The sequence below is a fragment of the Achromobacter sp. SIMBA_011 genome (genome assembly GCF_046535435.1).
In the GTDB taxonomy this organism is placed as follows: domain Bacteria; phylum Pseudomonadota; class Gammaproteobacteria; order Burkholderiales; family Burkholderiaceae_B; genus Achromobacter; species Achromobacter dolens.
Genome location: NZ_JAWRWN010000001.1, coordinates 1009259 through 1033515, shown reverse-complemented (window position 1 = coordinate 1033515; position 24257 = coordinate 1009259). Strand labels below are relative to the sequence as shown.

The 24257-nt window shown below is 69.6% G+C and carries 19 protein-coding genes; 10 read left to right on the top strand and 9 right to left on the bottom strand.

Translation table 11 applies throughout. The annotated features are described in order from the left end of the window. Positions 1-128: 128 nt before the first annotated feature. The 7 genes from SB816_RS04845 to SB816_RS04815 form a co-directional block, all read right to left on the bottom strand. Positions 129-1055: a LysR family transcriptional regulator gene (locus SB816_RS04845; RefSeq protein ID WP_049076303.1), complete on the bottom strand. Its 927-nt coding sequence runs from the start codon at positions 1053-1055 to the stop codon at positions 129-131. Positions 1056-1175: 120 nt separating this feature from the next. Beyond that, positions 1176-2075, bottom strand: a complete 900-nt coding sequence (locus tag SB816_RS04840) for a c-type cytochrome (protein ID WP_175144818.1) — start codon at positions 2073-2075, stop codon at positions 1176-1178. After that, positions 2068-3420 (bottom strand): c-type cytochrome, encoded by a 1353-nt coding sequence (locus tag SB816_RS04835; RefSeq protein WP_049076306.1) that lies wholly within the window; start codon positions 3418-3420, stop codon positions 2068-2070. Before SB816_RS04835 ends, SB816_RS04840 begins: the two co-directional genes overlap by 8 nt. Positions 3421-3674: 254 nt before the next feature. Beyond that, complete coding sequence (locus SB816_RS04830; RefSeq protein WP_063582130.1) at positions 3675-4373, bottom strand: glutathione S-transferase N-terminal domain-containing protein; 699 nt, start codon at positions 4371-4373, stop codon at positions 3675-3677. Between the two features lie 274 nt (positions 4374-4647). Beyond that, a complete protein-coding gene (locus SB816_RS04825; protein WP_081273461.1) occupies positions 4648-5988 on the bottom strand; it encodes an MFS transporter in 1341 nt (446 codons plus the stop codon). Between the two features lie 50 nt (positions 5989-6038). Beyond that, the gene (locus SB816_RS04820; protein WP_144655580.1) at positions 6039-7178 is read right to left on the bottom strand and encodes a DUF917 domain-containing protein; all 1140 of its coding nucleotides are present in this window, start codon (positions 7176-7178) and stop codon (positions 6039-6041) included. Positions 7179-7391: 213 nt separating this feature from the next. Beyond that, the gene (locus SB816_RS04815) at positions 7392-8288 is read right to left on the bottom strand and encodes a LysR family transcriptional regulator (RefSeq protein ID WP_049076313.1); all 897 of its coding nucleotides are present in this window, start codon (positions 8286-8288) and stop codon (positions 7392-7394) included. Positions 8289-8389: 101 nt separating this feature from the next. Between SB816_RS04815 and SB816_RS04810 the strand changes: the two genes are divergently transcribed. Both SB816_RS04810 and SB816_RS04805 read left to right on the top strand, forming a co-directional pair. Then, the gene (locus SB816_RS04810; protein ID WP_054500597.1) at positions 8390-9745 is read left to right on the top strand and encodes a dihydroorotase; all 1356 of its coding nucleotides are present in this window, start codon (positions 8390-8392) and stop codon (positions 9743-9745) included. Between the two features lie 5 nt (positions 9746-9750). Then, a complete protein-coding gene (locus SB816_RS04805) occupies positions 9751-11013 on the top strand; it encodes a Zn-dependent hydrolase (RefSeq protein WP_410546570.1) in 1263 nt (420 codons plus the stop codon). Here the strand turns inward: SB816_RS04805 and SB816_RS04800 are convergent. After that, positions 11010-11450 carry a hypothetical protein gene (locus tag SB816_RS04800; RefSeq protein ID WP_116791610.1) on the bottom strand — a complete coding sequence of 147 codons (441 nt, stop codon included), beginning with the start codon at positions 11448-11450 and terminating at the stop codon, positions 11010-11012. The genes SB816_RS04805 and SB816_RS04800 overlap by 4 nt on opposite strands. A 118-nt stretch (positions 11451-11568) precedes the next feature. Here SB816_RS04800 and SB816_RS04795 point away from each other — a divergent pair, with 118 nt between their 5' ends. From SB816_RS04795 to SB816_RS04760, 8 genes are all read left to right on the top strand, one after another. Continuing rightward, positions 11569-12426 (top strand): alpha/beta hydrolase, encoded by an 858-nt coding sequence (locus SB816_RS04795; RefSeq protein WP_410546569.1) that lies wholly within the window; start codon positions 11569-11571, stop codon positions 12424-12426. Then, positions 12416-14227 carry a M48 family metalloprotease gene (locus SB816_RS04790; RefSeq protein ID WP_410546568.1) on the top strand — a complete coding sequence of 604 codons (1812 nt, stop codon included), beginning with the start codon at positions 12416-12418 and terminating at the stop codon, positions 14225-14227. Before SB816_RS04795 ends, SB816_RS04790 begins: the two co-directional genes overlap by 11 nt. A gap of 150 nt (positions 14228-14377) precedes the next feature. Further along, entirely contained in the window at positions 14378-15430 is a 1053-nt protein-coding gene (locus tag SB816_RS04785) for an alginate lyase family protein (RefSeq protein WP_082401802.1), read from the top strand. Between the two features lie 96 nt (positions 15431-15526). Continuing rightward, positions 15527-15694, top strand: coding sequence for a hypothetical protein (locus SB816_RS04780; protein ID WP_116791614.1), 168 nt, complete (start codon positions 15527-15529; stop codon positions 15692-15694). Between the two features lie 234 nt (positions 15695-15928). Beyond that, on the top strand, positions 15929-16639 hold the full coding sequence (locus SB816_RS04775) for a GntR family transcriptional regulator (protein WP_049076328.1): 711 nt from the start codon (positions 15929-15931) through the stop codon (positions 16637-16639). Then, on the top strand, positions 16636-19254 hold the full coding sequence (gene acnD / locus SB816_RS04770) for a Fe/S-dependent 2-methylisocitrate dehydratase AcnD (RefSeq protein ID WP_054500592.1): 2619 nt from the start codon (positions 16636-16638) through the stop codon (positions 19252-19254). The genes SB816_RS04775 and acnD overlap by 4 nt, the downstream gene beginning before the upstream one ends. A gap of 65 nt (positions 19255-19319) precedes the next feature. After that, a complete protein-coding gene (gene prpF / locus SB816_RS04765) occupies positions 19320-20504 on the top strand; it encodes a 2-methylaconitate cis-trans isomerase PrpF (protein WP_175143434.1) in 1185 nt (394 codons plus the stop codon). A gap of 124 nt (positions 20505-20628) precedes the next feature. Continuing rightward, on the top strand, positions 20629-22584 hold the full coding sequence (locus SB816_RS04760) for a WD40 repeat domain-containing protein (RefSeq protein WP_410546567.1): 1956 nt from the start codon (positions 20629-20631) through the stop codon (positions 22582-22584). A 49-nt stretch (positions 22585-22633) separates the two neighbouring features. Here SB816_RS04760 and SB816_RS04755 read toward each other — a convergent pair whose 3' ends face one another. After that, positions 22634-24169: an argininosuccinate lyase gene (locus tag SB816_RS04755; protein ID WP_410546566.1), complete on the bottom strand. Its 1536-nt coding sequence runs from the start codon at positions 24167-24169 to the stop codon at positions 22634-22636. Between the last annotated feature and the right edge of the window lie 88 nt (positions 24170-24257).

Genomic DNA, 24257 nt, shown 5'->3' with positions numbered 1-24257 from the left:
AGGAACGGACTGTAGGCCGACGCCGCGCGCCGCGATATCAGCGCGCCGTCAACGGGTCTTCATGATTCGTGAAGGGCGGTATTCCGCCACTGTGTGAGTACCGCTCATGGGCAGCACGCGCCGCCCGCTCAAGACGCATGCAGCGCGGTCACCGCCCATTTGCCGTCGCGCGCCAGGGTGCGCGAGACGTCGGCCAGCACCAACCTCGCGGCCAGCGCCGCCGGCGACAATTCGTCGTCCGACAGGCTGGCCAGCAGGTTGGGCCGGAACAGGTCGGCGTCGTCGATCCGCGCCATGGCCAACTGCCCCGGCGCGATGCGGGCGGTGGCGGAACTGGGCTGGATGGTGGCGGCGTAGCCCAGTTGCACCACCTCCATCAACAACGCCAGGCCATCGACTTCGGCCACCACGCGGGGCGTCAACCCGCGCTGCTGGAATCCCCGGCTGACCAGGGCGCGCAGCCCGTGGCGGCCGCTGGGCAGCACCAGCGGCAGGCCCGCGATCTCCTCCAGGCGGGTGGCGGGGCCGGCGGGCAGGCCCGTCATGCCGCGCCCGGCGCACAGGTACAGGGGCTCGTCCAGCAACGGCGTCACGCTCCAGCGGCGCGCCGCTTCGGCATGGAACACGATGGCCAGGTCGAGCTGGCGGCCGTTGAGCATGTCGGCCAGGTGGCCCGACAACGCCTCGACCAGGTGCAGGCGAATGTCCGGATAGCGCGCGTTCATGGCCTGCACGAACGGCGCCCCCAGGATGGAGGCGGTCGTGGACGACAGGCCGACGCTGACGTGGCCGGCCAGGCGCGCCTGCTGCGCGGCATGGACGGCGTCGTCGGCATGGCGCAGCGCGAGCTGTGCCTGGCGGAAAAACGCCAGCCCGGCATCGGTGGGCACCACGCCGCTGGCGCTGCGTTGCAGCAGCCGGGTGGCCAGCTCGCCTTCGAGCCGGCTGATCTGCTGGCTGAGCGCCGACGTCACCATGCCCAGCGACATGGCCGCGCGGCCGATGCTGCCGGCTTCGACGACGCGAACGAAATAACGAAGCTGGCGCAGTTCCATGGCGGGCCCGGGACGATCACGAGGGAAGACTCGCCGATTGTAGGGCGTGGAGCGCGCCATCACCCTGCCCGGATCCGGGCCGCCCCGGACGGGACAGGCCCGCGCGTCCGGCTCGGTTGCTCAATAGCGCGCGTCCTTGGGCTTCTTGCCGTCCGGCCAGTCCTTGTCCTTGGGCGGAAAGTCCGGCCGCGGCATGTGCGTGAAGTACTCGGCCACGTCGACCGCGTCCTGGTCGGACAGCACCTTGCCCTCGCCCCAGTTGCCATGGGTATTCACGCCCATCGGCATGCTGTTGCGGATGAAGGCCGCCGCCTTGTAGGTGCGGGCCAGTCCGGCGCCGATGTTGAACGATTCCTCGCCCCACAACGGCGGGAACACGATATTGCCGGCGCCGTCGCGCTTGCCTTCGCCATTGGCGCCGTGGCAGGCGGCGCACTGCGCCGCGTACAGGGTCTTGCCGCGCGCCGCGTCGGGCACCAGCTTGGTGTCGATGGGCCAGGCATTCTTGATCTGCACCTGGGCGCCGTGCGGCACGTCCTGCGCCAGCCACTTCATGTAGGCCAGCATCGCCAGCATTTCCGGCGACTCCTTGTCCAGCGGCTTGCCGTTCATCGAGCGTTGGAAACAGCCGTTGATGCGGTCCGCCAGCGTCACTTCGCGGCCCGCGCGCGGATTGAACTGGGGGAACGAATTGACCGAATTGATGTAGGGCGCGCCCAGCGGCTTCTTGCCCTGCTGAACATGGCAGCTGCTGCAATTGAGGCTAGCGCCGGTGTTATCCGGCAGCAGCCGGCGGGTCTCGTTGAGCAGGCGCTGGCCGTAGCGGATCTGCTCGGCGTTGGGCGCCTTGTCGATCAGGGTGTCGGACGGAATGGTGTAGTCGGCCAGCCGCTTGCCGTCTTTGTCGAGCACGGCGAAAGTCCTGGTTTCGCCGGCCGGCGCCGGCGGCGCCGCCAGCGCGGCCAGGCCGCCCCCGGCCAACAGCGCCGCCGCGGCGGCGATCTTGTAGAGCTTATTCATGCTTGCCTCCCGACACGATGTTCGGCTTCTTGCTGGCCAGGAAACCACGGATGTGCGCGACCTCGTCGCTGGCGATCGGCGGCGCCTGGTTGGTCCAGGCCGTGCGGATGAAATTGATGACGTCGGTGATGTCCTGGTCGCTCAGGTGGTTGAAGCGCGGCATCGCGAAGGCCATGGCGTCATGGTCGTTGGCGGGCATCTTGCCGCCTTCCAGCGTGATCTGGATGATGGACTGCGGGTTCTGCGCGAAGATCGCGGAGTTGCCCGCCAGGGCCGGGAAGATGCGCGGCATGCCCTGGCCATCGGCGCGGTGGCAGATGACGCAATGCTCCATGTAGATCACCGCGCCGCGCGAGTCGTAGCGGCCGGCCAGCAGCGACGCCGTGGTGACATCCGCCTTGGCCGGGAAGGCCGGCGCCTTGCCGGGCACCGGCGGCAGCTGCTTCAGGTAAGCGGCGATGCTGGCCAGGTCGTCGTCGGTGAAATAGCGCGTGCTGTGCTCGACCACGTCGGCCATGGCGCCGAACACCGCCACCCGGTCGGTGCGGCCGGTCTTCAGGAACAGGGCGATGTCGGCCGCGCTCCAGGAGGCCAGGCCGCGGGCCTCGCCGCGCAGGCTCTTGGCGCGCCAGCCGTCGATCACGGCGCCCGACAGGAAGGCGTCGCCGTCGGCCATGGACAGCGCCTTTTCCTGGTAGGCCAGGCCGCGCGGCGTGTGGCAGGCGCCGCAGTGGCCCGGGCCTTCCACCAGGTAGGCGCCGCGCCTGACCTGCTCGTCGGCGCCCGCTGGCGCGGCGAAGTCGCGCTTGCCGGCGAACAGCAGTTGCCACCAGGCCATGGGCCAGCGCATGTTCAGGGGCCACGGGATGGTGGAGTCGGCGCTGGGTTTGTCCACGGGTTCGACCTGCGACATGAAGTAGGCATAGAGCGCCTGGATGTCGCGGTCGGGCATGATGGCGTACGACGGATACGGCATGGCCGGATAGAGCGCCGCGCCGTCCTTGCGGATGCCGTACTGCACCGCGTTCTTGAAATCGGCGTAGCTGTAGGCGCCGATGCCGCTGGCCTTGTCGGGCGTGATATTGGAAGAGTAGATAGTGCCGACCGGCGTCTGCATCGCCAGGCCGCCCGCGAAGGGCTTGTCGCCCGGCACGCTGTGACAGGCGACACAGTCGGCGGTGCGCGCGAGGTAGGCGCCGGCTTCGGCCAGCCGGCGATCCTGCGGATCGACGGCGGCGGTGGCGTCCGTCTTGCGGATGGCGGTCAACAGGTGCGCGCCGCCGATGCCGCCGCCTATTCCCAGCAGCGCCACCAGCGCCACCGCCTTGATCCCGAAATGCTTCATTCTGACCCTCCGTTGCGTGCCGGGCAGCGCGCACGTCGGGGGTTCGTACTGCGTCGTCCAGCTTATGGAGGCAGCTTACGCCTTTCAGTAATAACCATATTACCGAAAAGCATGAAAGGATCGGGGTTGTTTGACGGGGCGCAAACCACTGCGCGTCCTCCGACTCATTAACAGGGCAAGAATCGGAAAACGGTCAGATTTGGGGCGGGAGCGGCGGACCTGGCGGCCGCGCCGACCCGCGCCAATGACCGCCGTCAGGCCGGGATCGTCAGGCCCTTGGCCACCGCCGGACGCGCCACGAAGGCCTCCAGCACGCGGGCGACGTTCTTGAACTGCGAGAACTCGACCAGATCGCCGGCGCCATAGAAACCGACCAGGTTGCGCACCCAAGGCAGGATGGCGATATCGGCAATGGTGTATTGCTCGCCCATGACCCAGTCGCGCCCTTCCAGGCGCTTGTCCAGCACGCCCAGCAGGCGCTTGGATTCGGCCACGTAGCGGTCGCGCGGACGCTTGTCCTCGTAGTCCTTGCCGGCGAACTTGTGGAAGAAGCCCAACTGGCCGAACATCGGGCCGATGCCACCCATCTGGAACATCACCCATTGCAGGGTCTCGTAGCGGCCGGCGGTGTCGGCCGGGATGAACTGGCCGGTCTTGCTGGCCAGGTACACCAGGATGGCGCCGGACTCGAACAGCGCCAGCGGCTTGCCGTCCGGACCGTTGGGGTCGAGGATGGCCGGGATCTTGTTGTTCGGGCTGAGCGACAGGAATTCCGGCGAGAACTGGTCCTGCGAGTCGAAACTGACCCGATGCGGCTCATAGGGCAGGCCCAGCTCTTCCAGCAGGATCGACACCTTGACGCCGTTGGGCGTGGGCAGCGAATACAACTGGATGCGGTCGGGATGCTGGGCCGGCCATTTCCGGGTGATGGCGAACGCGTCGAGGGAGGACATGCGGGGGAGCTCCTGGAGATCCGGTGGCGGTAAGGGATGACGATCGTGACAGGCGGGACGCCTGGCTGGCGCCCCGCGCGCGTCGGGCAAATGTAGCGCAAATCGCCCGCAAGCAAACGCCCGCCGGCCGCGCCGCGGGCACCCACGGCGCAACACAGTGTTCCAGCGGAAAGCCCATCGTCAGCGGCCCCGGCGGCGAAGGCTCCAGCCTGCTCCCCCACGCCCCGGGCAGCGCGCGGCCACGGCATCCACGGCCGCGCCCGGCGCGTCGGCCTCAGGCGTGGTTCTTCTGCGGCAGCACGGTCAAGGCCACCAGCGCCACCACGCAGGCGCCCATCACATACAGCGCCGGCGCGAAGGCCACGCCGGTGGTGTAGGTGATCCAGGTCAGGATGGCCGGCGCGAAGCCGCCCAGCACCGTCACCGCGGTGTTGTAGGCCAGGGACATGCCGGACGAGCGCACCGCCGTCGGGAACACCTCCGACAGCGCCGACGGCGCGGTGCCGACGTACAGCGCCACCAGCAGGCAGAACGACGACTGCACCACGATCAGCGCGAGCTGCGTGTGGTTGGCCTGCAGCCACATCATCAGCGGATACACCGCGATCAGCAGCAACAGCGCCGAGGCGCGCAGCACGGCGCGGCGGCCGTAGCGGTCGGACAGCGTGCCCGAGAAGAAGCAGCCGCCGATCAGGAAAAGGTTGCCGATCAGCGCGCCCAGGAAGGCCTGAGAGCTGGTGAAACCCATGCTCTTTTGCACGTAGATCGGCATGAAGATGATCAGCGCGTAGGGACCGATGGCCCACAGCACCGACATGCACAGGCCGGTGAACAGCTCGCGCGGATAATCGCGCAGCACGCTCAACAGCGGCGCCTTGACGGGCTTGCCGCTGGCGGCCTGGCGCTGCTGTTCCTCGCGGAAATGCGGCGTCTCGTCCAGCGTGCGGCGCATCCACAGGCCCACCGGCGCGATCGACAGGCCGACGATGAACGGAATGCGCCAGCCCCATTCGCCCACCTGGTCTTCCGTCAGCAGCGTCGTGACCAGCGTGGCGACCAGCGCGCCCAGCAGGTTGGAGATGCCCATGCTGGCCTGCAGCCACGAGGCATACTGGCCACGCTTGCCGGCGGGCGCGTGCTCGACCAGGAAGGCGGTGGCGCCGCCCACTTCGCCGCCGGCCGAGAAGCCCTGCAGCATGCGGCCGCAGACGATCAGCAACGGCGCGCCCACGCCGATGGCGGCGTACGGCGGCGCGATGGCGATCAGCAGCGTGCCCAGCGCCATCAGCATGATGGTCATGGTCAGCGCCGCCTTGCGGCCGGCGCGGTCGCCATAGGCCCCCAGCACCAGCGCGCCCAGCGGCCGCACCACGAAGCCCAGCCCGAAGGCCAGGAACGAGGCCATCAGTTGCACCGTCGGATCGGCATTGTGGAAGAAGTTCTGCCCGATATACACCGCGAATAGCGCGTAGACCGAAAAGTCGTACCACTCCAGCGCGTTGCCGATGGAGGCGGCGATGACCGCCTTCTTGGCGCCCTTGTGCTCGTCGGCGCCCGCGTGGGCGGCATTGCCCCCCGCCATCCCCGCGCCCGGGTTGATTGCGATGTTTTTCATTGACGTTCCCGTTGATTCGCCCCGTGTCCGGGGCTGTTATGTGTTGCCTTTCAAACCCGCGTCGCCATCGTGTCGATGCGGTCGATGTCCTTCTTGCCGACTCCGCCCAGCGCGTAGCCGGTGAAGTCCATGCCCAGCGCCTTCTCGACGATGGGGTAGACCGACGCGTCGGTGACACTCGATGACAGCGGGATGTGCTGCTTGGACACGTGCAGGATGGACACCTGCAGGCCCTCGCGCAGCTTGCCGGCGCTGACCGGATTGCCGTCGGCGTCCAGCGTGGTGATCACGTCCGGATAGCAGGCGATGCGCACGCCCTGCACGTCGGTCACGGCCATGTGTTCGTTCATGACGTGGATGACGCGCTTGCCCGCGCCCTCGCCGATTTCGATGGTGCCGATGTCGAAGGCTTCCTCGGTGTACTTGAGCGTGTTGCGCGCCACCTTGCCCGAACCGATGATCTCGCCCTGCGTGGCCTTGCAGATGGCCTCGATGATGGCGCTGCCGCCCTTGGGCTGCGCCGCCAGGATCGCCTCGCCCAGCGCCAGCGCGCGGCTGATGCCGCCCAGCGCGGCGTGACGCCGCACGTAGGACGCGCGGATCGGGTTGCGGCAACTGGCGATGAAGCCGCCGGCCATGTCGGCGGCGCGGCGCAATACCGGCGACACCTTGCCGGTGGCGCCATGCACGGTCAGCTCCATATAGGCATTGTTGGCGCGGTTGCCGCCCACGGCGCACTGGATCATCGGCTCGGGGCTGCCGGCCAGGCCCAGCGAGCCCATGTCGCCGGTGGGATGGGCGCGGATATCGCCCACCGCGTCCACCACCTTGGTGCCCAGCACCGCCGACGGCAGCCAGCCGTTGAGCGTGCTGGACATGCCGTTCTGGCCGATGATGAGGCCATACAGGCGCTCGCCCAGCGCATCCTGCAGGCGCTCGGCCGCCTTGACGTAGTCGATGCCCAGCATCTGCCAGTCGGTCAGGCCGCCCGGCGCGCCAATGGCGGCGGCGGTGGCGATCCAGGCGTCATCGGGCACTTCGTCCATCGACACCAGCTCGGGCCGGCCGATGGTCACGGCCAGCGATCCCAGTTCGCGGCCATGCTCGGCCCAGCCGCCCCCGCCACAGGCGAACACCGAGCCGCCCCTGACCGCGGCCTCGACGTCCCGCATCGTCAAGATTCTTCCCATTGCTGCACCCTTCCTTTCCCGATTGCGTTACCAGCGCCAGCGGCGTGCGCGCTGGACAGACGAGCGCATCATAGGAACCAATCCCTTTAATGTCGTATTACCTTTTATGCCTTGTTCATAACATTGGGTTAATGGAGGGGCGCGCCCCGGGCAAGGGGCAATCCCGGGACGGAACGGACCTAGGGATATCCCCAGGCGGCGGCAGGGGGAAGATCAGGCGCCGGCAGGCAGATCCAGCGTCACCAGCACGTCGATGAAGGCCTGCGCCAGCCGCGACAGCGGCTGCAATTGCAGGTGGAACACGTTGACCGGCGCGTTGACCGTGTCGGCGATCGGCACCGTCACCACATCCGACCAGATCGGCCCGGCCACGGTGATCTCGTCCGCCAGCGCCACGCCGGCGCCGGCCTGCACCAGGGCACAGGCCACGTGCGCCTGCTGCACCTCGATGCGCGGCTCGGGCTGCGCGTCCTCGGCGCCGAACAGCTTGTGCACCAGCATGCCGAAGGGAATGTCCGCGCTGTAGCCGATCAGCGGCTCGCGCGCCAGTTCGGCGGCGGTGACCTGGCGGCGTCCGGCCAGCGGATGGCCGGCGGGCAGCACCGCGACGATGCGGTTCTCGTACAGCGGCCGGGTCGCCAGGCTGGGATGGTTCACGGGCATGTAGGCCACGCCCAGCTCGACCTGCTGGGTCAGCAGCGACTGTTCCATCGCCGCCGGAATCTGCGTCTGCAGCACGATGCGGATTTCCGGATGCAGTTGGCGAAAACGGGCGATGGCGCGCGGCAGCAGCGACTGGCCCAGGCTCGGGCTACAGGCCAGGCGCAATTGGCCCTCGCGGTTCTCGGCCAGGTTGTCGGCCACCTCGTTGACGCGCTGCACGTTCTGGTAAAGCGCGGTCACTTCGACGAACAGCCGACGCGCCTCCGGCGTGGGGTAGAGCCGCCCCTTGATGCGCTCGAACAGCATCAGGCCCAGGCGCTGCTCGGTGTAGGCGATCAGCCGGCTGACGGCCGGCTGGGACACGAACAGCAGCTTGGAAGCGCCGCTGATCGAGCCGCTCAACATGATGGCGCGGAAGACCTCGATCTGGCGCAGATTCAATTTCATATGCTTAACCTGATGTTAATTCCCATGCACATATAAGCATAAGACGTTTTGAATCGCGCTTACTACACTGCCCTACAGTTCTTCATTGGATGGAAGGGGTCATGAGCGATTTCGATTGGGTGGTGCGCGGCAATATCGTCGATCCGCACGGTATCGTGGAAAACGGCTGGCTGGCCGTGCGGGACGGCAGGATCGCCGCGCGCGGCATCGGCGCGCCCCCCGCGGCGCGCGACAGCGTCGACGCCAGCGGGCAGTGGATCATTCCCGGCGTGGTCGACGGCCAGGTGCACTCCGGCAGCCAGGCCAACCAGGAAGGCCTGGGCTGGGCCTCGCGCGCGGCCGCCGCCGGCGGCGTCACGGTCATGGTCGACATGCCCTACGACGATCCCGAGCCGGTCGCCTCGCGCCCGCACCTGGACGCCAAGATCGCCGAGGTCGAGCGCGACTGCCACGTGGACGTGGGGCTGTTCGGCACCCTGAACAAGGAACACGGCCTGGCGGCCGCCGCCGGCCTGATCGAAGGCGGCGTCTGTGCCTTCAAGTTCTCGACCTTCGAAGCCACCCCGGGCCGCTTCCCGCGTATCGAGGAAGACGACCTGTACGAGGCCTTCCGCCTGATCGCGCCGTCCGGCCTGGTGTGCGGCGTGCACAACCAGATGCAGGAGATGACGCGCAAGAACATCGCCCGCCTGATCGAGGCCGACGACACCGGCTGGGATGCCTTCATGCGTGCCCATACGCCGCTGATCGAGAACCTGGCCACCGCGCTGATCTACGAGATCGGCGCCGAGACCGGCGCCCGCGCCCACGCGGTGCACGTCTCGACCTCGCGCGGTTTCGAGATCTGCAACATGTACCGCCGCAACGGCCACCGCGCCAGCATCGAGACCTGCGTGCAGTACCTGATGCTGAACCACGAGGAACACACGCGCCGCTTCGGCGCCAAGACCAAGCATTACCCGCCGATCCGCCCCAAGGCCGAGGTCGACCTGCTGTGGACCCACATCGCCAACGACGAATGCACCTTCGTGTCGTCGGATCACGTCAGTTGGGGCCTGGAGCGCAAGCAGAACCCCAACGTCTTCAAGAACTCGTCCGGCGGCCCGGGCCTGGAAACGCTGCTGCCGGCCTTCTGGACCGGTTGCGAGGAACACGGCATCTCGCCATCGATGGTGGTGCGCCAGTTGTGCGACAACCCCGCGCGCCACTTCCTGCTGGATGACCGCAAGGGCACGCTGGAGGTCGGCAAGGACGCCGACATCGTCATCCTGACGCCGGAACGCCATGCCTACGATCCGTCCACCAGCCTGTCGGCGGTGCAATGGAGTTCGTTCGAGGGCCGCGAATTCACCGTGCGCGTGGCCGGCACGTGGTGCCGCGGCCAGCAGGTCTATGACGGCCGCCGCATCGTCAACAACCCGGGCGACGGCCGCTTCCTGCGCCCGCGCAAGGCATGAACGGCATGGCCATGTCCTTTCCGCCGTTGAACGCTGAGCGCCTGTGGTCGCGCGTCGAGACCCTGTCGCGCTACACCCTGCCCGACCAACCCTGGACCCGGCGCGCCTTTTCGCCGCTGTTCCTGCAAGCGCGCGAGTGGCTGCGCGGCGAGTTCGAGGCCGCCGGCCTGACCACCCGCCTGGACGCCGGCGGCAACCTCATCGGCACGCGCGCCGGCCGCAACGCGCAGCGCAAGCCCATCGCCACCGGCTCGCACTGCGACACCGTCATGAGCGGCGGCCGCTTCGACGGCATCATCGGCGTGCTGGCCGGCATCGAGGTCGCCCACACCATGCGGGAACACGGCATCGAACTGGAACACCCGTTCGAGGTCATCGACTTCCTGTCGGAAGAACCCAGCGACTACGGCATCTCCTGCGTCGGCAGCCGCGCCCTGAGCGGCCAACTCAGCGCCGACATGCTGGCTGCCCGCAACGCCGACGGCGAGACGCTGGCGCAGGGCATCGCCCGCATCGGCGGCGACCCCAGCGCGCTGGCTCGGCCCCTGCGCGGCCCGGACGGCACCGCCGCCTTCGTCGAACTGCACATCGAGCAGGGCCCCGTGCTGGAAAGCCGCCATTTGCCCATCGGCGTGGTCACCAACATCGTCGGCATCCGCCGCGTGCTGATCACGGTCGAAGGCCAGCCCGACCACGCCGGCACCACGCCCATGGACATCCGCCGCGACGCGCTGGTCGGCGCGGCCCGCATCATCGACGCCGCCAGCCGCCAGGCCAGCGCCGCCAGCGGCCATCCGCACTACGTGGTCGCCACCGTCGGCAAGCTCGCCATGACGCCCAACGCCGCCAACGCCGTGCCGGGCCGCGTCGAGCTGACGCTGGAAATGCGCAGCGACAGCAACGCCGTACTGGACGCCTTCCCCGAAACCCTGATGGCCGGCGTGGCCGCCGACCTGAAGGCCCTCCGCCTGACCGCCGGCTTCGCGCAGTTGAGCCGGGCCCAGCCCACCGACTGCACCCCGCTGGTGATGGACGCGGTGCAGGCCGCCGCCGACCAGCTCGGCTACGCCAGCATGCGCCTGCCCAGCGGCGCCGGCCACGACGCCGTCTACATGGCGCCCACCGGCCCCATCGGCATGATCTTCATCCCCTGCCTGAACGGACGTAGCCACTGCCCCGAGGAGTGGATCGAGCCGGCGCAGTTGCTGGACGGCACCCGCGTGCTGTACCAGACCGTGCTGGAACTGGATCGCAGGTTGCGCGGCTAGCGCGGCGACCCAGCCGCGCCGGGCAGGACGCCGCGCACGGCCGCGGCGGCCAGCGCCAGCGGCAGCGCGATATCCCACTGCGCCAGGAACAACTCGAAGGTCGCCTCCCAGCGCGCCCAGGTGGCGCCGAATACCTGTGGGTCCGGCGGCCCGAGGTAGATTGCGAGCAATGCGGCCACCGCGACTAGCCCGGCGCGTCCAAGCGCCGGGAGACGGCTGCGCGCCAATCGCTCCGCCAGCGCCAGGGCCGCCGTCGCGGCCAGCCCAGCGAATGCCGCGTGCAGGAAGAAATCGACGCGCTCGTACATATAGGGCGCCTCGGGAATTTCCAACCCATAGCTGCCCGTGCGCAATTTGGCGGTCAGGCAGGCGCCGAACAAAGACGCGGTGGCGAAGAACAACAGGAAATCGCACAGGCGCGACAGGAATCTGGACATGCTTGAGAGTCGGGAGACGGCGGGCAGCCCACAGCATGCCACAGAGCCGCTCCGCGTCGCCCACGCATGCGCCGGCCGGGCTACATTACCCGGCATCCCGACCACCCGCGCCACCGCCATGTCCGCCCTCCGCCTGTTCTGCCTGCTTGCGCTGCTCTGCCTGCCGCCCGGTTTGGCGTCGGCCGTCACGCTCACGGACCAGCGTTATGGTCCGGACGCCGCGCAACTTGCCGACGTCTATCTGCCCGCCGCGCCCGGCGCGCCGCTCGCCCCGATCCTGGTGCTGGTGCATGGCGGCTCCTGGTTGCACGGCGACAAGGCCGCACCCGATTTCATCCAGGGCAAGCTGGCGCGCTGGCTGCCGCTGGGCTTCGTGGTCGTCTCCGTCAATACCCGCCTGCTGCCCGACGCGGGGCCGCGGGAACAGGCCGAGGACCTGGGGCTGGCCGTGGCCTGGGCCCAGCGCGAGGCCGCCGGCTGGCGGGCCGATCCGGCGCGCATCCTGATCATGGGCCATTCCTCGGGCGGCCATCTGCAGGCCCTGCTGGCGGCCGACGCCCCGCTACGCGAGCGCACCGGCGCCCGGCCCTGGTTGGCCAACATCATCCTGGACGGCACGCCCTTCGATCTGCCGGGCATCATGGCCGCCGAGCACGCGCCGTTCTATGACAAGGCATTCGGCAACGATCCGGCCTATTGGCGCGCCGCCTCGCCCGCCGCGCAACTGAGCGGCCCCAACCCGCCGACGCTGCTGGTCTGCTCGTCGTTGCGGCCGCACTCATGCCAGCGTTCGCGCGACTACGCGCAACGGTTGAGCGAGCACGGCGGCCAGGCGCAGGTGCTGCCGGTGGCGCGCAATCACGGGCAAATCAATACCGATGTCGGCGGCGACAACGAACAGACCCGGGCGATCATCGCATTCATCGATGCGCAATTGCGGCGCCAGCCCGCCCGCGCGGACACCCATGGACAATAGACGGGCAAACCCGCAACGCTGGCGCATCGGCGCCTGGCTGGCCTTGGGCGACGGCGTGCTGCTGGCCGGCGGCGCGGCGCTGTGCGCGCTGCCGCTGCTGGCCTGGGCGCTGCTGCCGGGCGCGGCCGCCCTGGCGGGCGTGGCGCTCACGCTGCCCGCGCTAGTGTCCGGCGTCATCATGCTCAGGACGCCGTTCAGCGCCGCCCCCGACACCAGCGAGGAAGGCCTGCCGCTGCGGCGTGACGACGCGCCCGGCCTGTTCGAAGCGCTCGACGGCATCCGCGACGCGATGGCCGCGCCGCCGCTGGATGCGATCTATCTCGACGGCGAATTCAACGCCGCCATCCGCCAACACCGCAGGCTGGGCGGCAAGACCCGCAACGTCCTGTGGCTGGGGCTGCCGCTGCTCGACATGCTGTCGCCATCGGCCTGCCGCGCCATCCTGGCGCATGAATACGCCCACATCGCGCAACGTCATGGCCGCTACGCCAGCCGCGTGTATTTCGCGCGCCTGCAATGGCAGGAAGTCGCCCGCCGGCTGGACCGGCGCCGGCGCCTCTCCAGCGCGCCGCTGCGGCTGTTCGTGGCCTGGTACGTGCCGCGCTTCCTGGCGGTCAGCCTGGACTTCGCCCGGCAGTGCGAAGTCCAGGCCGATGCCGAAGCCGCGCGCGTCTGCGGCCAGCCCGCCATGGCCGAGGCGCTGTCGGCCATGGCGCTGCAATGGCGGGCGTTGCGCGACGCCTGGCCGGCGCTGCTCGCCGCCAGCGATCCGCCGCGACCCTACGCGGCGTTGGCGGCGCGGGACGCGCTGGCCGCGCCTGCCGACGAAGCCGAAGCCCGCGTCTGGCTGCACGCCGCCCTCTGCGCCACGACCGCCGACGGCGATACACACCCGTCACTGGCGGATCGCCTGGCCGCGCTGGCAGCCGATCCGGCCCGGCCGTTGCCGTGGCGCCGCGCCGCCCCCACCGCCGCGCAGGCCTGGTTGTCCGGCCAGCGCGCGTCCCTGGCGGCCCGGCTCGACGCGTGCTGCGCGGCGCAATCGGCTGACGAGGCCGCGCAGGTCCGCCAGGAGCGGGAAGCGCTCACCGCCCAGTACCACGACCTGCTGCGCAAACGCCGCATCCGCGCCTTGTCGGCCGACGAGACCGCGCGCTGCGCCTGGTTGCGGGGCACCCTGGACGACGACGTCGCGGGCGCCACCCTGCTGGCCGAAGACGGCCTGCGGCTGGCGCCCGGCCACCCCGCCCTGCTGGCCCAATTGGCGCGCTGCCGCCAGCGCGAGGGGCATCCACGGGAAGCCGCGGACCTCTGGCTTCGCGTCGCGGACCACGCCGGCCCGGAACAACTGCCCAGCCTGCGCCAGCTCAGCCTGGCGGCCCTGCGCGCGGGCGACCACGCACTGGCCGAGGACTACCGCCGCCAGGCCGACGCCCTGCAGCAATCCCTCTCGCGCGCCGACGCGACGGACGGTTACGATCCGCACGACCTGTCGCCCGCCGAGCTCGGCAAGCTGGCCGACACGCTCGACCCCTTGCTGCGCATCGCCACCGGCGCCTGGTTGCTGCGTCCCGCGGGCGGCGGCCGCTATCAGTTGCTGGTGCTGGCGCGCGACGCCGCCCTGCTGCGCCTCATCGGCCGCCTCACCGGCGAACCCAGTTACCTGCGGCGCGATTGCGAACAACTGCTGGGCCGGCTGCTGCCGCGCCTGCGCCTGGACGTGGAGGCCGACATCATGGCCGCCGGCGATCCCCGGCTCGCCTGGTGCGTCGAGCAGGCGCGCGTGCGCCGCCCTGCCTGACGGTCGCCTGACACGCCGCGCGCCGTGCAACTTTCCGCCCGGCGCGCGGTCGATCCACCACACCACGCCCTCCGGCATGCCGGCGGCCACCACCGCCCCCCGGGCAGGCGGGTGAATGGCAACCCGCCCGACCGGGCAAAGGCACCCGCAATGCGTTCTCTTTCTTTCTCCTTCCGTGGCGGCGCCCTGCCCGCCGTCGCGCGCTGGCGCTACCTCGCCTGCCTGCCGCTGATCCTGCTGGGCGCCCAGGCGCTGGCCGCGCCGCGCCAGTGCGAACCGGCGCCGCCCGGCCCGCGCGACCTCGAAGGCACCGGCTACTACACCGACGCCGCCCACTCGAAGATCGACCCGGCGCTGCAGGCCCGCAACCAGGCCCAGACCAAGCCGCTGAACGATTACGCCCGCCGCATTGCCGACCTGTCCGACGCCTACCTGGCCCATGGCGACACCGCCGCCGGCCAATGCGCGCTGGCGTGGCTGGCAGCCTGGGCCAAGGACGACGCCATGCTGGGCCGCATGATCCACGGCAACAACGACCAGGCCGACTACCTGCGCGAATGGACCCACGGCGCGGCGGCCATGGCCTATCTCAAGACCCTGCCGCTGGCCACGCCGGCGCAGCGCGGCCTCATCGCCTCCTGGCTCGAACAGCTATCGCGCGCCAACCTCGCCTACTGGGACGATCCCCGGCACAAGCGCAACAACCACTATTACTGGACCGGTGTCGGCGTCATGGCGACCGCCCTCGCCACCCGCGATGCCGGCCTGCTGCGCAGCGCGCAGGCGATCTACCGCAAGGGCATCGACGACATCCAGGCCGACGGCAGCCTGCCCATGGAAATGGCGCGCGGCGGCCGCGCGCTGCACTATCACGACTATGCCGCCGCGCCCTTGGTGACAATGGCCGAGCTGGCCTTTGAAGACGGCCAGGACTGGTATGGCTACCGCGACGGCGCGCTTGGCCGGCTGGCGCGGCGCGTGGCCGAGGGCTACCGCGACAGCGCCTGGTTCGCGCGTCAGGCCGGGGTGGCGCAGCAGGACCGGCAGCCGCATGGATTCACGGGCTGGGTCGAGTTCTACCGCCGCCATGCGCCGCAAGCGCACGTCTTCGACGCCCTGCACGCCGCCGGGCCGTACGACGAGCCCCGCCTGGGCGGCGACCTGACGCTGATGGCGACCCACGGCATCCTGCCCCGCTCGTGACGCCGGCGCACCGCCCGGACGGGCCGCGCCAGGCGTAAACTGAACCGTGACGACAAGCTGTATGCGGCCGCCGAGGGGCAGCCGCCGGAGATCGCCATGCAAACCACCGCCACTCGCACACTCGCCCTGCTGGCCGCCCTGCTGATACTGGGCGGCTGTTCCTCGCTGGGTCCCGGCGGCCCGCCGCATCCGGGCGCGGTCAATCCCTACAGCAGCGGCGGTTTCCACGACGCCGGCCCGAACTACCCGGACACCGGCCCCTGAGCGCCCTGGCCGGCGTCCACCGCGGCCACTTCCCGCACTTTCACCAGCGCGATGCGCCACGACACGTGTCTGGCGCCGCCCCGGCGCGCCTTGAAGCGCCGGTTCGCCGCAGACGCCAATGCGCCCCAGGGCGCTTGCGCCAAGATCGGACGGAAGGTAAATTGTTGACAATCAATCGCCTCGAACGGGCCTTAACCGGTTTTTCACTGGAAAAATCATCAGATTGTTGACACAATGAGCAAAGTGCTGACGCTGCCCGGCGCCGCCTCCGGCGATAGCGAGACCCTGGCGGAACACATCTTCCGCAAGATCCAGTCCGCCATCGTCAAGGGCGAGATCGCCCCCGGCAGCAAGATTTCCGAACCGGAACTGGCGCGCATCCACGGCGTCAGCCGCGGCCCGCTGCGCGAGGCCCTGCACCGGCTCGAAGGCCAACGGCTGCTGGTGCGCGTGCCGCACGCCGGCGCCCGCGTGGTGTCGCTCAGCCCGCAGGAACTGGCCGAACTCTACGAAATCCGCGAATCGCTCGAAGGCATGGCCTGCCGCCTGGCGGCCGAGCGCATGGCGCCGGCCGAAGTCGAGCAGGTGCGCCAGGTGCTGCACGCCCACGAAAAGGACGAGGCCTTCCAGGCCGGCACCGGCTATTACCAGCAGGAGGGCGACTACGATTTCCACTACCGCATCGTCAAGGGCAGCGGCAACCAGATGCTGTTCCGCATGCTGTGCGACGAGCTCTACCAACTGGCGCGGATGTACCGTATCCAGTACTCGACCACTCCCAACCGCCCGCGGCAGTCGTATGCCGAGCATCACCGCATTCTGGACGCCATCGCCGACCGCGATGGCGAGCTGGCTGAACTCCTGATGCGCCGCCACATCCGCGCATCCCGTCTCAACATTGAAAAACAGATCGCTCAGGGCAACCTGAAGCGCACCGAGGCATGAACAAATCCTATCGCAAGCCCCTGCAAGGCACCCGCCTGGACTATTTCGACGCGCGCGCCGCCGTGGACGCCATCGCCCCCGGCGCCTACGACCGCCTGCCCTACACCTCGCGCGTGCACGCCGAGAACCTGGTGCGCCGCTGCGATCCGGCGCTGCTGACCGACGCGCTCAAGCAGTTGATCGAACGCCGCCGCGACCTGGACTTCCCGTGGTATCCGGCGCGCGTGGTCTGTCATGACATCCTCGGCCAGACCGCGCTGGTCGACCTGGCCGGCCTGCGCGACGCCATCGCCGACAAGGGCGGCGACCCCGCCAAGGTCAACCCGGTGGTGCCGGTGCAACTGATCGTCGACCACTCACTGGCGGTGGAATACGGCGGCAACGATCCCGACGCCTTCGCCAAGAACCGCGCGGTGGAAGACCGCCGCAACGAAGACCGCTTCCACTTCATCGACTGGACCAAGCAGGCCTTCCGCAACATCGAAGTGGTGCCCCCGGGCAACGGCATCATGCACCAGATCAACCTGGAGCGGATGTCGCCGGTGATCTACACGCAGGACGGCGTGGCCTTCCCCGACACGCTGGTCGGCACCGACAGCCACACCCCGCACGTGGACGCGCTGGGCGTCATCGCCATCGGCGTGGGCGGCCTGGAAGCCGAGAACGTGATGCTGGGCCGCGCCTCGTGGATGCGCCTGCCCGACATCATCGGCGTCGAACTGACCGGCCGCGCCGGCCCCGGCATCACCGCCACCGACGTGGTGCTGACGCTGACCGAATTCCTGCGCAAGGAAAAAGTCGTGGGCGCCTACCTGGAGTTCCACGGCGAAGGCGCCGCCAGCCTGACGCTGGGCGACCGCGCCACCATCTCCAACATGGCGCCCGAATACGGCGCCACCGCCGCGATGTTCGCCATCGACCAGCAGACCATCGACTACCTGCGCCTGACCGGCCGCGAGGACGAGCAGATCGCGCTGGTGGAAACCTACGCCAAGACCGCCGGCCTGTGGGCCGACAGTCTCAAGACGGCCGAGTACGAGCGCGTGCTGCGCTTTGACCTGTCGACCGTGGTGCGCACCCTGGCAGGCCCGTCCAACCCGCACCGCCGCCTGCCGGTTTCCGACCTGGCCGAGCGCGGCATCGCCGGCACGGTCGAGAACCAGCCCGGCCTGATGCCCGACGGCGCCGTCATCATCGCCGCCATCACCAGTTGCACCAACACCAGCAATCCGCGCAACGTCATCGCCGCCGGCCTGCTGGCGCGCAATGCCAACCGCGCCGGCCTGACGCGCAAGCCGTGGGTCAAGAGCTCGCTGGCGCCCGGCTCCAAGGCCGTGGCCCTGTACCTGGACGAAGCCGGCCTGACCGAAGACCTGGAGAAACTCGGCTTCGGCGTCGTGGCGTTTGCCTGTACCACCTGCAACGGCATGTCGGGCGCGCTCGACCCCGTGATCCAGCAGGAGATCATCGACCGCGACCTCTACGCCACCGCCGTGCTGTCCGGCAACCGCAATTTCGACGGCCGCATCCACCCCTACGCCAAGCAGGCCTTCCTGGCCTCGCCGCCGCTGGTGGTGGCCTACGCCATCGCCGGCACCATCCGCTTCGACATCGAGCGCGACGTGCTGGGCACCGACGCCAGCGGCCGCGAGATCCGCCTGAAGGACATCTGGCCGAGCGACGAAGAGATCGACGCCATGGTCAAGGCCGCCGTCAAGCCGGAACAGTTCCGCAAGGTCTACGCGCCCATGTTCGGCCTGCGCAACGAGCGCGACGCCGCGGTCGAGCCGCTGTACGCGTGGCGCCCGCAGAGCACCTATATCCGCCGTCCGCCGTACTGGGAAGGCGCGCTGGCCGGCGAGCGCACGCTGCGCGGCATGCGTCCCCTGGCCGTGCTCGGCGACAACATCACCACCGACCACCTGTCGCCGTCCAACGCCATCCTGATGGACAGCGCCGCCGGCGAATACCTGCACAAGATGGGCCTGCCGGAAGAGGACTTCAACTCCTACGCCACCCACCGCGGCGACCACCTGACCGCGCAGCGCGCCACCTTCGCCAATCCCAAGCTGTTCAACGAGATGGTGAAGGACGCCGACGGCAACGTGAAGCAGGGCTCGCTGGCCCGCGTGGAACCGGAAGGCAAGGAGATGCGCATGTGGGAAGCCATCGAGACCTACATGGACCGCAAGCAGCCGCTGATCATCGTGGCCGGCGCCGACTACGGCCAGGGCTCGTCGCGCGACTGGGCCGCCAAGGGTGTGCGCCTGGCCGGCGTCGAAGCCATCGCCGCCGAAGGCTTCGAGCGCATCCACCGCACCAACCTGATCGGCATGGGCGTGCTGCCGCTGGAATTCAAGCCGGGCGTGAACCGCAAGACGCTGGGCCTGGACGGCACCGAGACCTACGACGTGGTGGGCGAGCGCAAGCCGCGCGCCGACCTGACGCTGGTGATCCACCGCCGCGACGGCGAGACCCTGGAAGTGCCGATGACCTGTCGCCTCGACACCGCCGAGGAAGTGTCCATCTACGAAGCCGGCGGCGTGCTGCAACGCTTCGCGCAGGACTTCCTGGAAGCCGAATCGGCCGCCGGTTCGGCCAAGAAGGCCGGCTGACCCCCCCACAGCATGGCGGGCGCCGCGGCGCCCGCCTTCCCCACCCAAGACATCAGGACTGCCCCATGGCCCATGCCCCCCAGATCAAGATTCCCGCCACCTACATGCGCGGCGGCACCAGCAAAGGCGTGTTCTTCAAGCTCGACGACCTGCCCGAATCCGCCCGCGTGCCGGGCCCGGCCCGCGACGCGCTGCTGATGCGCGTGATCGGCAGCCCCGACCCCTACGGCAAGCAGATCGACGGCATGGGCGCGGCCACCTCCAGCACCAGCAAGACCGTCATCATCGGCAAGAGCAGCCGCCCCGAACATGACGTCGACTACCTGTTCGGCCAGGTCTCGATCGACCAGGCCTTCGTCGACTGGAGCGGCAACTGCGGCAACCTGTCGGCCGCCGTCGGCCCCTTCGCCATCACCAATGGCCTGGTGGACCCGGCCCGCGTGCCGCGCAACGGCATCGCCGTGGTGCGCATCTGGCAGGCCAACATCCAGAAGACCATCATCGCCCACGTGCCGATCACCGACGGCGCGGTGCAGGAAACCGGCGACTTCGAACTGGACGGCGTGACCTTCCCGGCCGCCGAGCTGCAACTGGAATTCATGAACCCGGCCGAGGAAGGCGACGGCGGCTCGATGTTCCCCACCGGCAACCTGGTGGACGACCTGGAAGTGCCCGGCATCGGCACCTTCAAGGCCACCATGATCAACTCCGGCATCCCCACCATCTTCCTGGACGCCGAGGCGCTGGGCTACACCGGCACCGAGCTGCAGGACGACATCAACGGCGACGCCGCCGCCCTGGCGCGCTTCGAGACCATCCGCGCCCACGGCGCGCTGCGCATGGGCCTGATCCAGAAACTGGAAGAAGCCGCCGCGCGCCAGCACACGCCCAAGGTGGCCTTTGTGGCCCGCCCCAGGGCCTACACGTCCTCCAGCGGCAAGCAGATCGGCGCCGGCGACATCGACGTGCTGGTGCGCGCCCTGTCCATGGGCAAGCTGCACCACGCCATGATGGGCACAGCCTCGGTCGCCATCGCCACCGCCGCGGCCGTGCCGGGCACGCTGGTCAACCTGGCGGCCGGCGGCGGCCAGCGCGACCAGGTCAACTTCGGCCACCCCTCGGGCACGCTGCGCGTCGGCGCCCAGGCCCAACTGATCGACGGCGAATGGACCGTCACCAAGGCCATCATGAGCCGCAGCGCGCGCGTGCTGATGGAAGGCCGGGTGCACGTGCCGCCCACCGGGTTCTGAAACGACCGCCGCCGACCGGGTCCCGAGGTACCCGTCGCCGACGGGCATCCGAGGCCCCGCCGCCGACGGGCGCGGGCTGCGGTATTCTCTGCCGCAGCCCCTTCCCTTATCGACGGAACCGTCCATGGCACACCCCGGCGCCCCACGCCGATTCAAGCGCATCCTGGCCGTCTCGGCCCTGCTGCTGTCCGCCAGCGCCGCGGCCACCCCGATCCTGATGCAACCGCTGCCCGGCGCCCCCTACACGCCGGGCCGCTACTACCTGATTCCCCAACCCTATGCGCAGGTCAAGGCCGACATCGAGCAAGGCCTTGCCGGCAAGGACCTGGGCGGCTTCGACGGCCGCGACGACAGCGGACCGCTGTCGGCCATGGAGTTCTACTGGGCCGAGATCGGCGCCCGCCATCTGCCCGCGCTGAAACAGGCGCTGGAACAGCAGGCCAGCCAGGCCGCGGACCCGGTCCTGGCCAAGGCGCTGGCGGCCGGCGCCGTCAGCCCGCAGGAGCGCGACACGTTCCGCGTGGCCATCGCGCGCCAGCCCGACTACGCCCAGGAACACATCAAGTCGCTGCCGTTCTTCTCGCAAGCGGTGGCGCGCTGGTCTTTCCAGCGCGAACGCGGCAAAGCGCGCCGCACGCAGGCCGACTACGGCACCGTCATGGATCTCTCCGGCGTGACCGGCCGCGAGGCGCTGACGCTGGTCTGGCACGGCGGCGCCGACACCACCGTCACGCGCCATTTCCGCCTGACAAGCTGCATGGTCGGCGTGACCTGTTTTCCCGACCCGCATTTCGACTACGACAGGCAACGCATCGAGCACACCGACGCCGCGCTCGACCGTTACCTTGACGGTTTGGCGCAACGCCTGCAGGCCCTGCCCGAGGCCGATGCCGACCGCGTGATGCAGGCTTACTTCGATGCGTACGCGCGCGGCCGCGCCACCGCCACCGCGTCGGCCGCGCCCACCGTGGCGGCGGCCACGCTGCCGCAGACGAGCGTGTCCGGCATCCGCCTTCCCGCCGACGAATCCGACCTGCGGCGCTACGACAACGACAGATGGCGCCTGCTGGCGCTGCCCGACGGCAGCCTGCTCGCTTCCGGCGCGGCGACGCAGCGCTTCGTGCCGCGCACCGCGCCCGCTGCCGCCGAGGGCGCGCCGCGGTCCGGCCAGAACGCGGTAACCGCCGTCGACCGCGAGGCCGCCGCGGGCTTTGGCCTGGCGGGCGCGCTCAAGATCACCGCCGACGGCCAGGTCTGGGCGCAAGGCCTGCGCGAGGACGGCGCCCGTACGCTGCTGGCATGGCGCCCCGGCCAGCGCGGCGTGGTCGTCCACCCGCTGGGCGCCCGCTTTCCGGACCGCTACATTGACGACTGGACCCTGCCCGCCGCCGGCGGCGTGGCGCTGCGCGTCGGCGACGAGCTGTACACCGTGACGCCGCAAGGGCGCTGGAGCCAACGGTCCTGGAACGGCGCGCTGCGCCGCGACGCCGTCGACACCCTGGAGCATGCCCTGCCCTGGGTGCCGAGCGACGCCATCCAGTTCGGCGACGGCCTGTTCTGGGCCGCCGACCGCGACGGCTACGGCATCGATCCCGGTGGCGCCCGCGTGGTCGCCAGCTTCCCGACCGCCACCCCCAAGCTGTTGTTCGGCAGCCGGCGCGGGGAATGGGCCCTGGCCGTGGCGGAAACACCCGATGGGCGGCGCCTGCGTGCCATCGACCTGCGCACGGGCCTGGCCCGCTTCGACCTGGAAACCCCCGCCGTGTACTACACCTCGGCGGCGGCGCGCAGCGCCCACGGCCGCCTATTGGCGGTCAGCGGCGCCGACAGCACGGTGATTGTCCTGGACATGACGCAGGGCCGGCTGCTGGCCAACCTGCGCGTGCCCAAGGAATACAGCGTCAGCGCGCTGGCCTTCTCGTGGGCCGGAGACCGGCTGTGGATCTACGCCCGGCCGGTGGGCAACAGCGACGTGGCGCAACTGATCGCGTGGGATGCGCCGGCCGGAGCGATCGACCCCGCGCGGGGCCGCGACCTGCCCGACCAGATCCGCTGCGACTACTCGATGGCGTGCCGCTGACCCCGGCCGGCGCGGCGCGCCGCCCGGCATCGCGCGGCCGGGCGGCCGCTTACTGGGCCTTGTCCTTCGGCGCGCTGGCCACCAGCGCGTCAAAATCCTTGTCCAGCGCGGCCAGCGAATCGGCGATGTGGGCGCGGCGTTCCTTGATCCACTTGTCCTGCGAGGCCAGTTGCTCGCGCGCCTCCTTGACCATGCGCTCCATTTCCGCCGGCTGAGGGCCGCCACTGGTGGCGCGGTTCTTGACGATGGCGACCGGGTCCAGCGTCGAACGGAACTCGGCCTCGCTCATCGGCAGTTCGTTCGGGTACTTGGAACCCTTCATCGCCTCGGCGTAGATGCGGCGCGCCTGGTCATACGGGAAGTCCAGCGGCTTGATGTTGTTGGCCTTGGCGTAGCTCACCACTTCCGACGCGAAGTGATGGCCGTCGCGGAACGGCAGCTTGTACTTGCGCATCAGCACGTCGGCCAGTTCCTGCGAAGCGGTCCAGTCGCTGTTCAGTTCCTCCAGCGCGCGGTCCGGGCTGATCACCATGGCCTTGAGCACGCGGTCCCAGCGCTTGAGCGCGGAGATGCCGGCGTCGACCATGGCCGAGTTCTGCTTGACGTCCTTGGGGTCGCTCATGCCTGGCGTGATGTTGTGCGTCTGGATCACCGGCCCCATGGCCAGCGTCACCGCCGTCGACGCGTCGCTGCGGGTGTCGTTGAGCAGGCCCGGATTGCGCTTTTGCGGCATGGCGCTGGACACGTAGGTGTTGCCGCCGCCCTCTTCCAGCAGGATCCAGGGCCGCGACTGGGCATACTGCGTCATCACGTCCTCGACGAAGTTGCCGGTGCGCAGCGCGATGCTGGTGACGATCGACGCCACTTCCACCGGCTGGTCCATTGACGAGATCTGCGAGGCGTCATAGGCGTTGTCCACCAACGCGGTGAAGCCCAGGTACTGCGCCATGCGCTTGCGGTCCAGCGGCCAACTGGTGCCGTTGAGCACGGTGGTGCCCATGGGCGAGCGGTCGATGCGCGCGTAGGCTTCGCGGATGCGCTGCGCATCGCGCGCCAGGCCGGCGGCCTGTCCCAGCAGGTAGTGGCCATAGCTGTTCGGCTGGGCCGCCACGCCGTTGGTGTAGTTGGGCACAATGGTGGCGCTGTGCTTGGCGGCCAGCTCCACCAGCGTGGTCGACGTGGCATTGAGCTGGTCCGCCAGTTCCAGCAGCTTGTCGCGCAGGATGGCGCTGCGGTAGGTGGCGTGCATGTCCTGGCTGGAACGGCCGGCATGCAGCAGCGTCACGTCCTCGCCCGCGGCCTTGATCAGCAGCGGCTCGAAGGTGATGACGCTGGCCGGCCGCTTGGCGCCCGGCTGGTTGCCGTCATTGATCACCTTGGCCACGCCCGCCGCCAGGCGCGGCGCCATGGCCTTGTCGAGCAGCCCCTGGTCGGTATTGATCACGGCCGTGGCCTTGTTGATCTCGCCCAGCCAGAAGAAGGGATCGTGCGGCGGCTTGGCAGCGGGTGCCTGCTGGGCGGAGGCGGCGTGGGCGCCGAGGGACAAAACGAGGGCTGCGCCCAGGGCGGGCAGGAAATGTCTCATGGTGTTCTCGTTATGAGGGGGAAATCAAACCCTTGTATCAAACACCATTTTTGCGCCCCGTGTGCCACAAAATGCAATCCGCCATGCA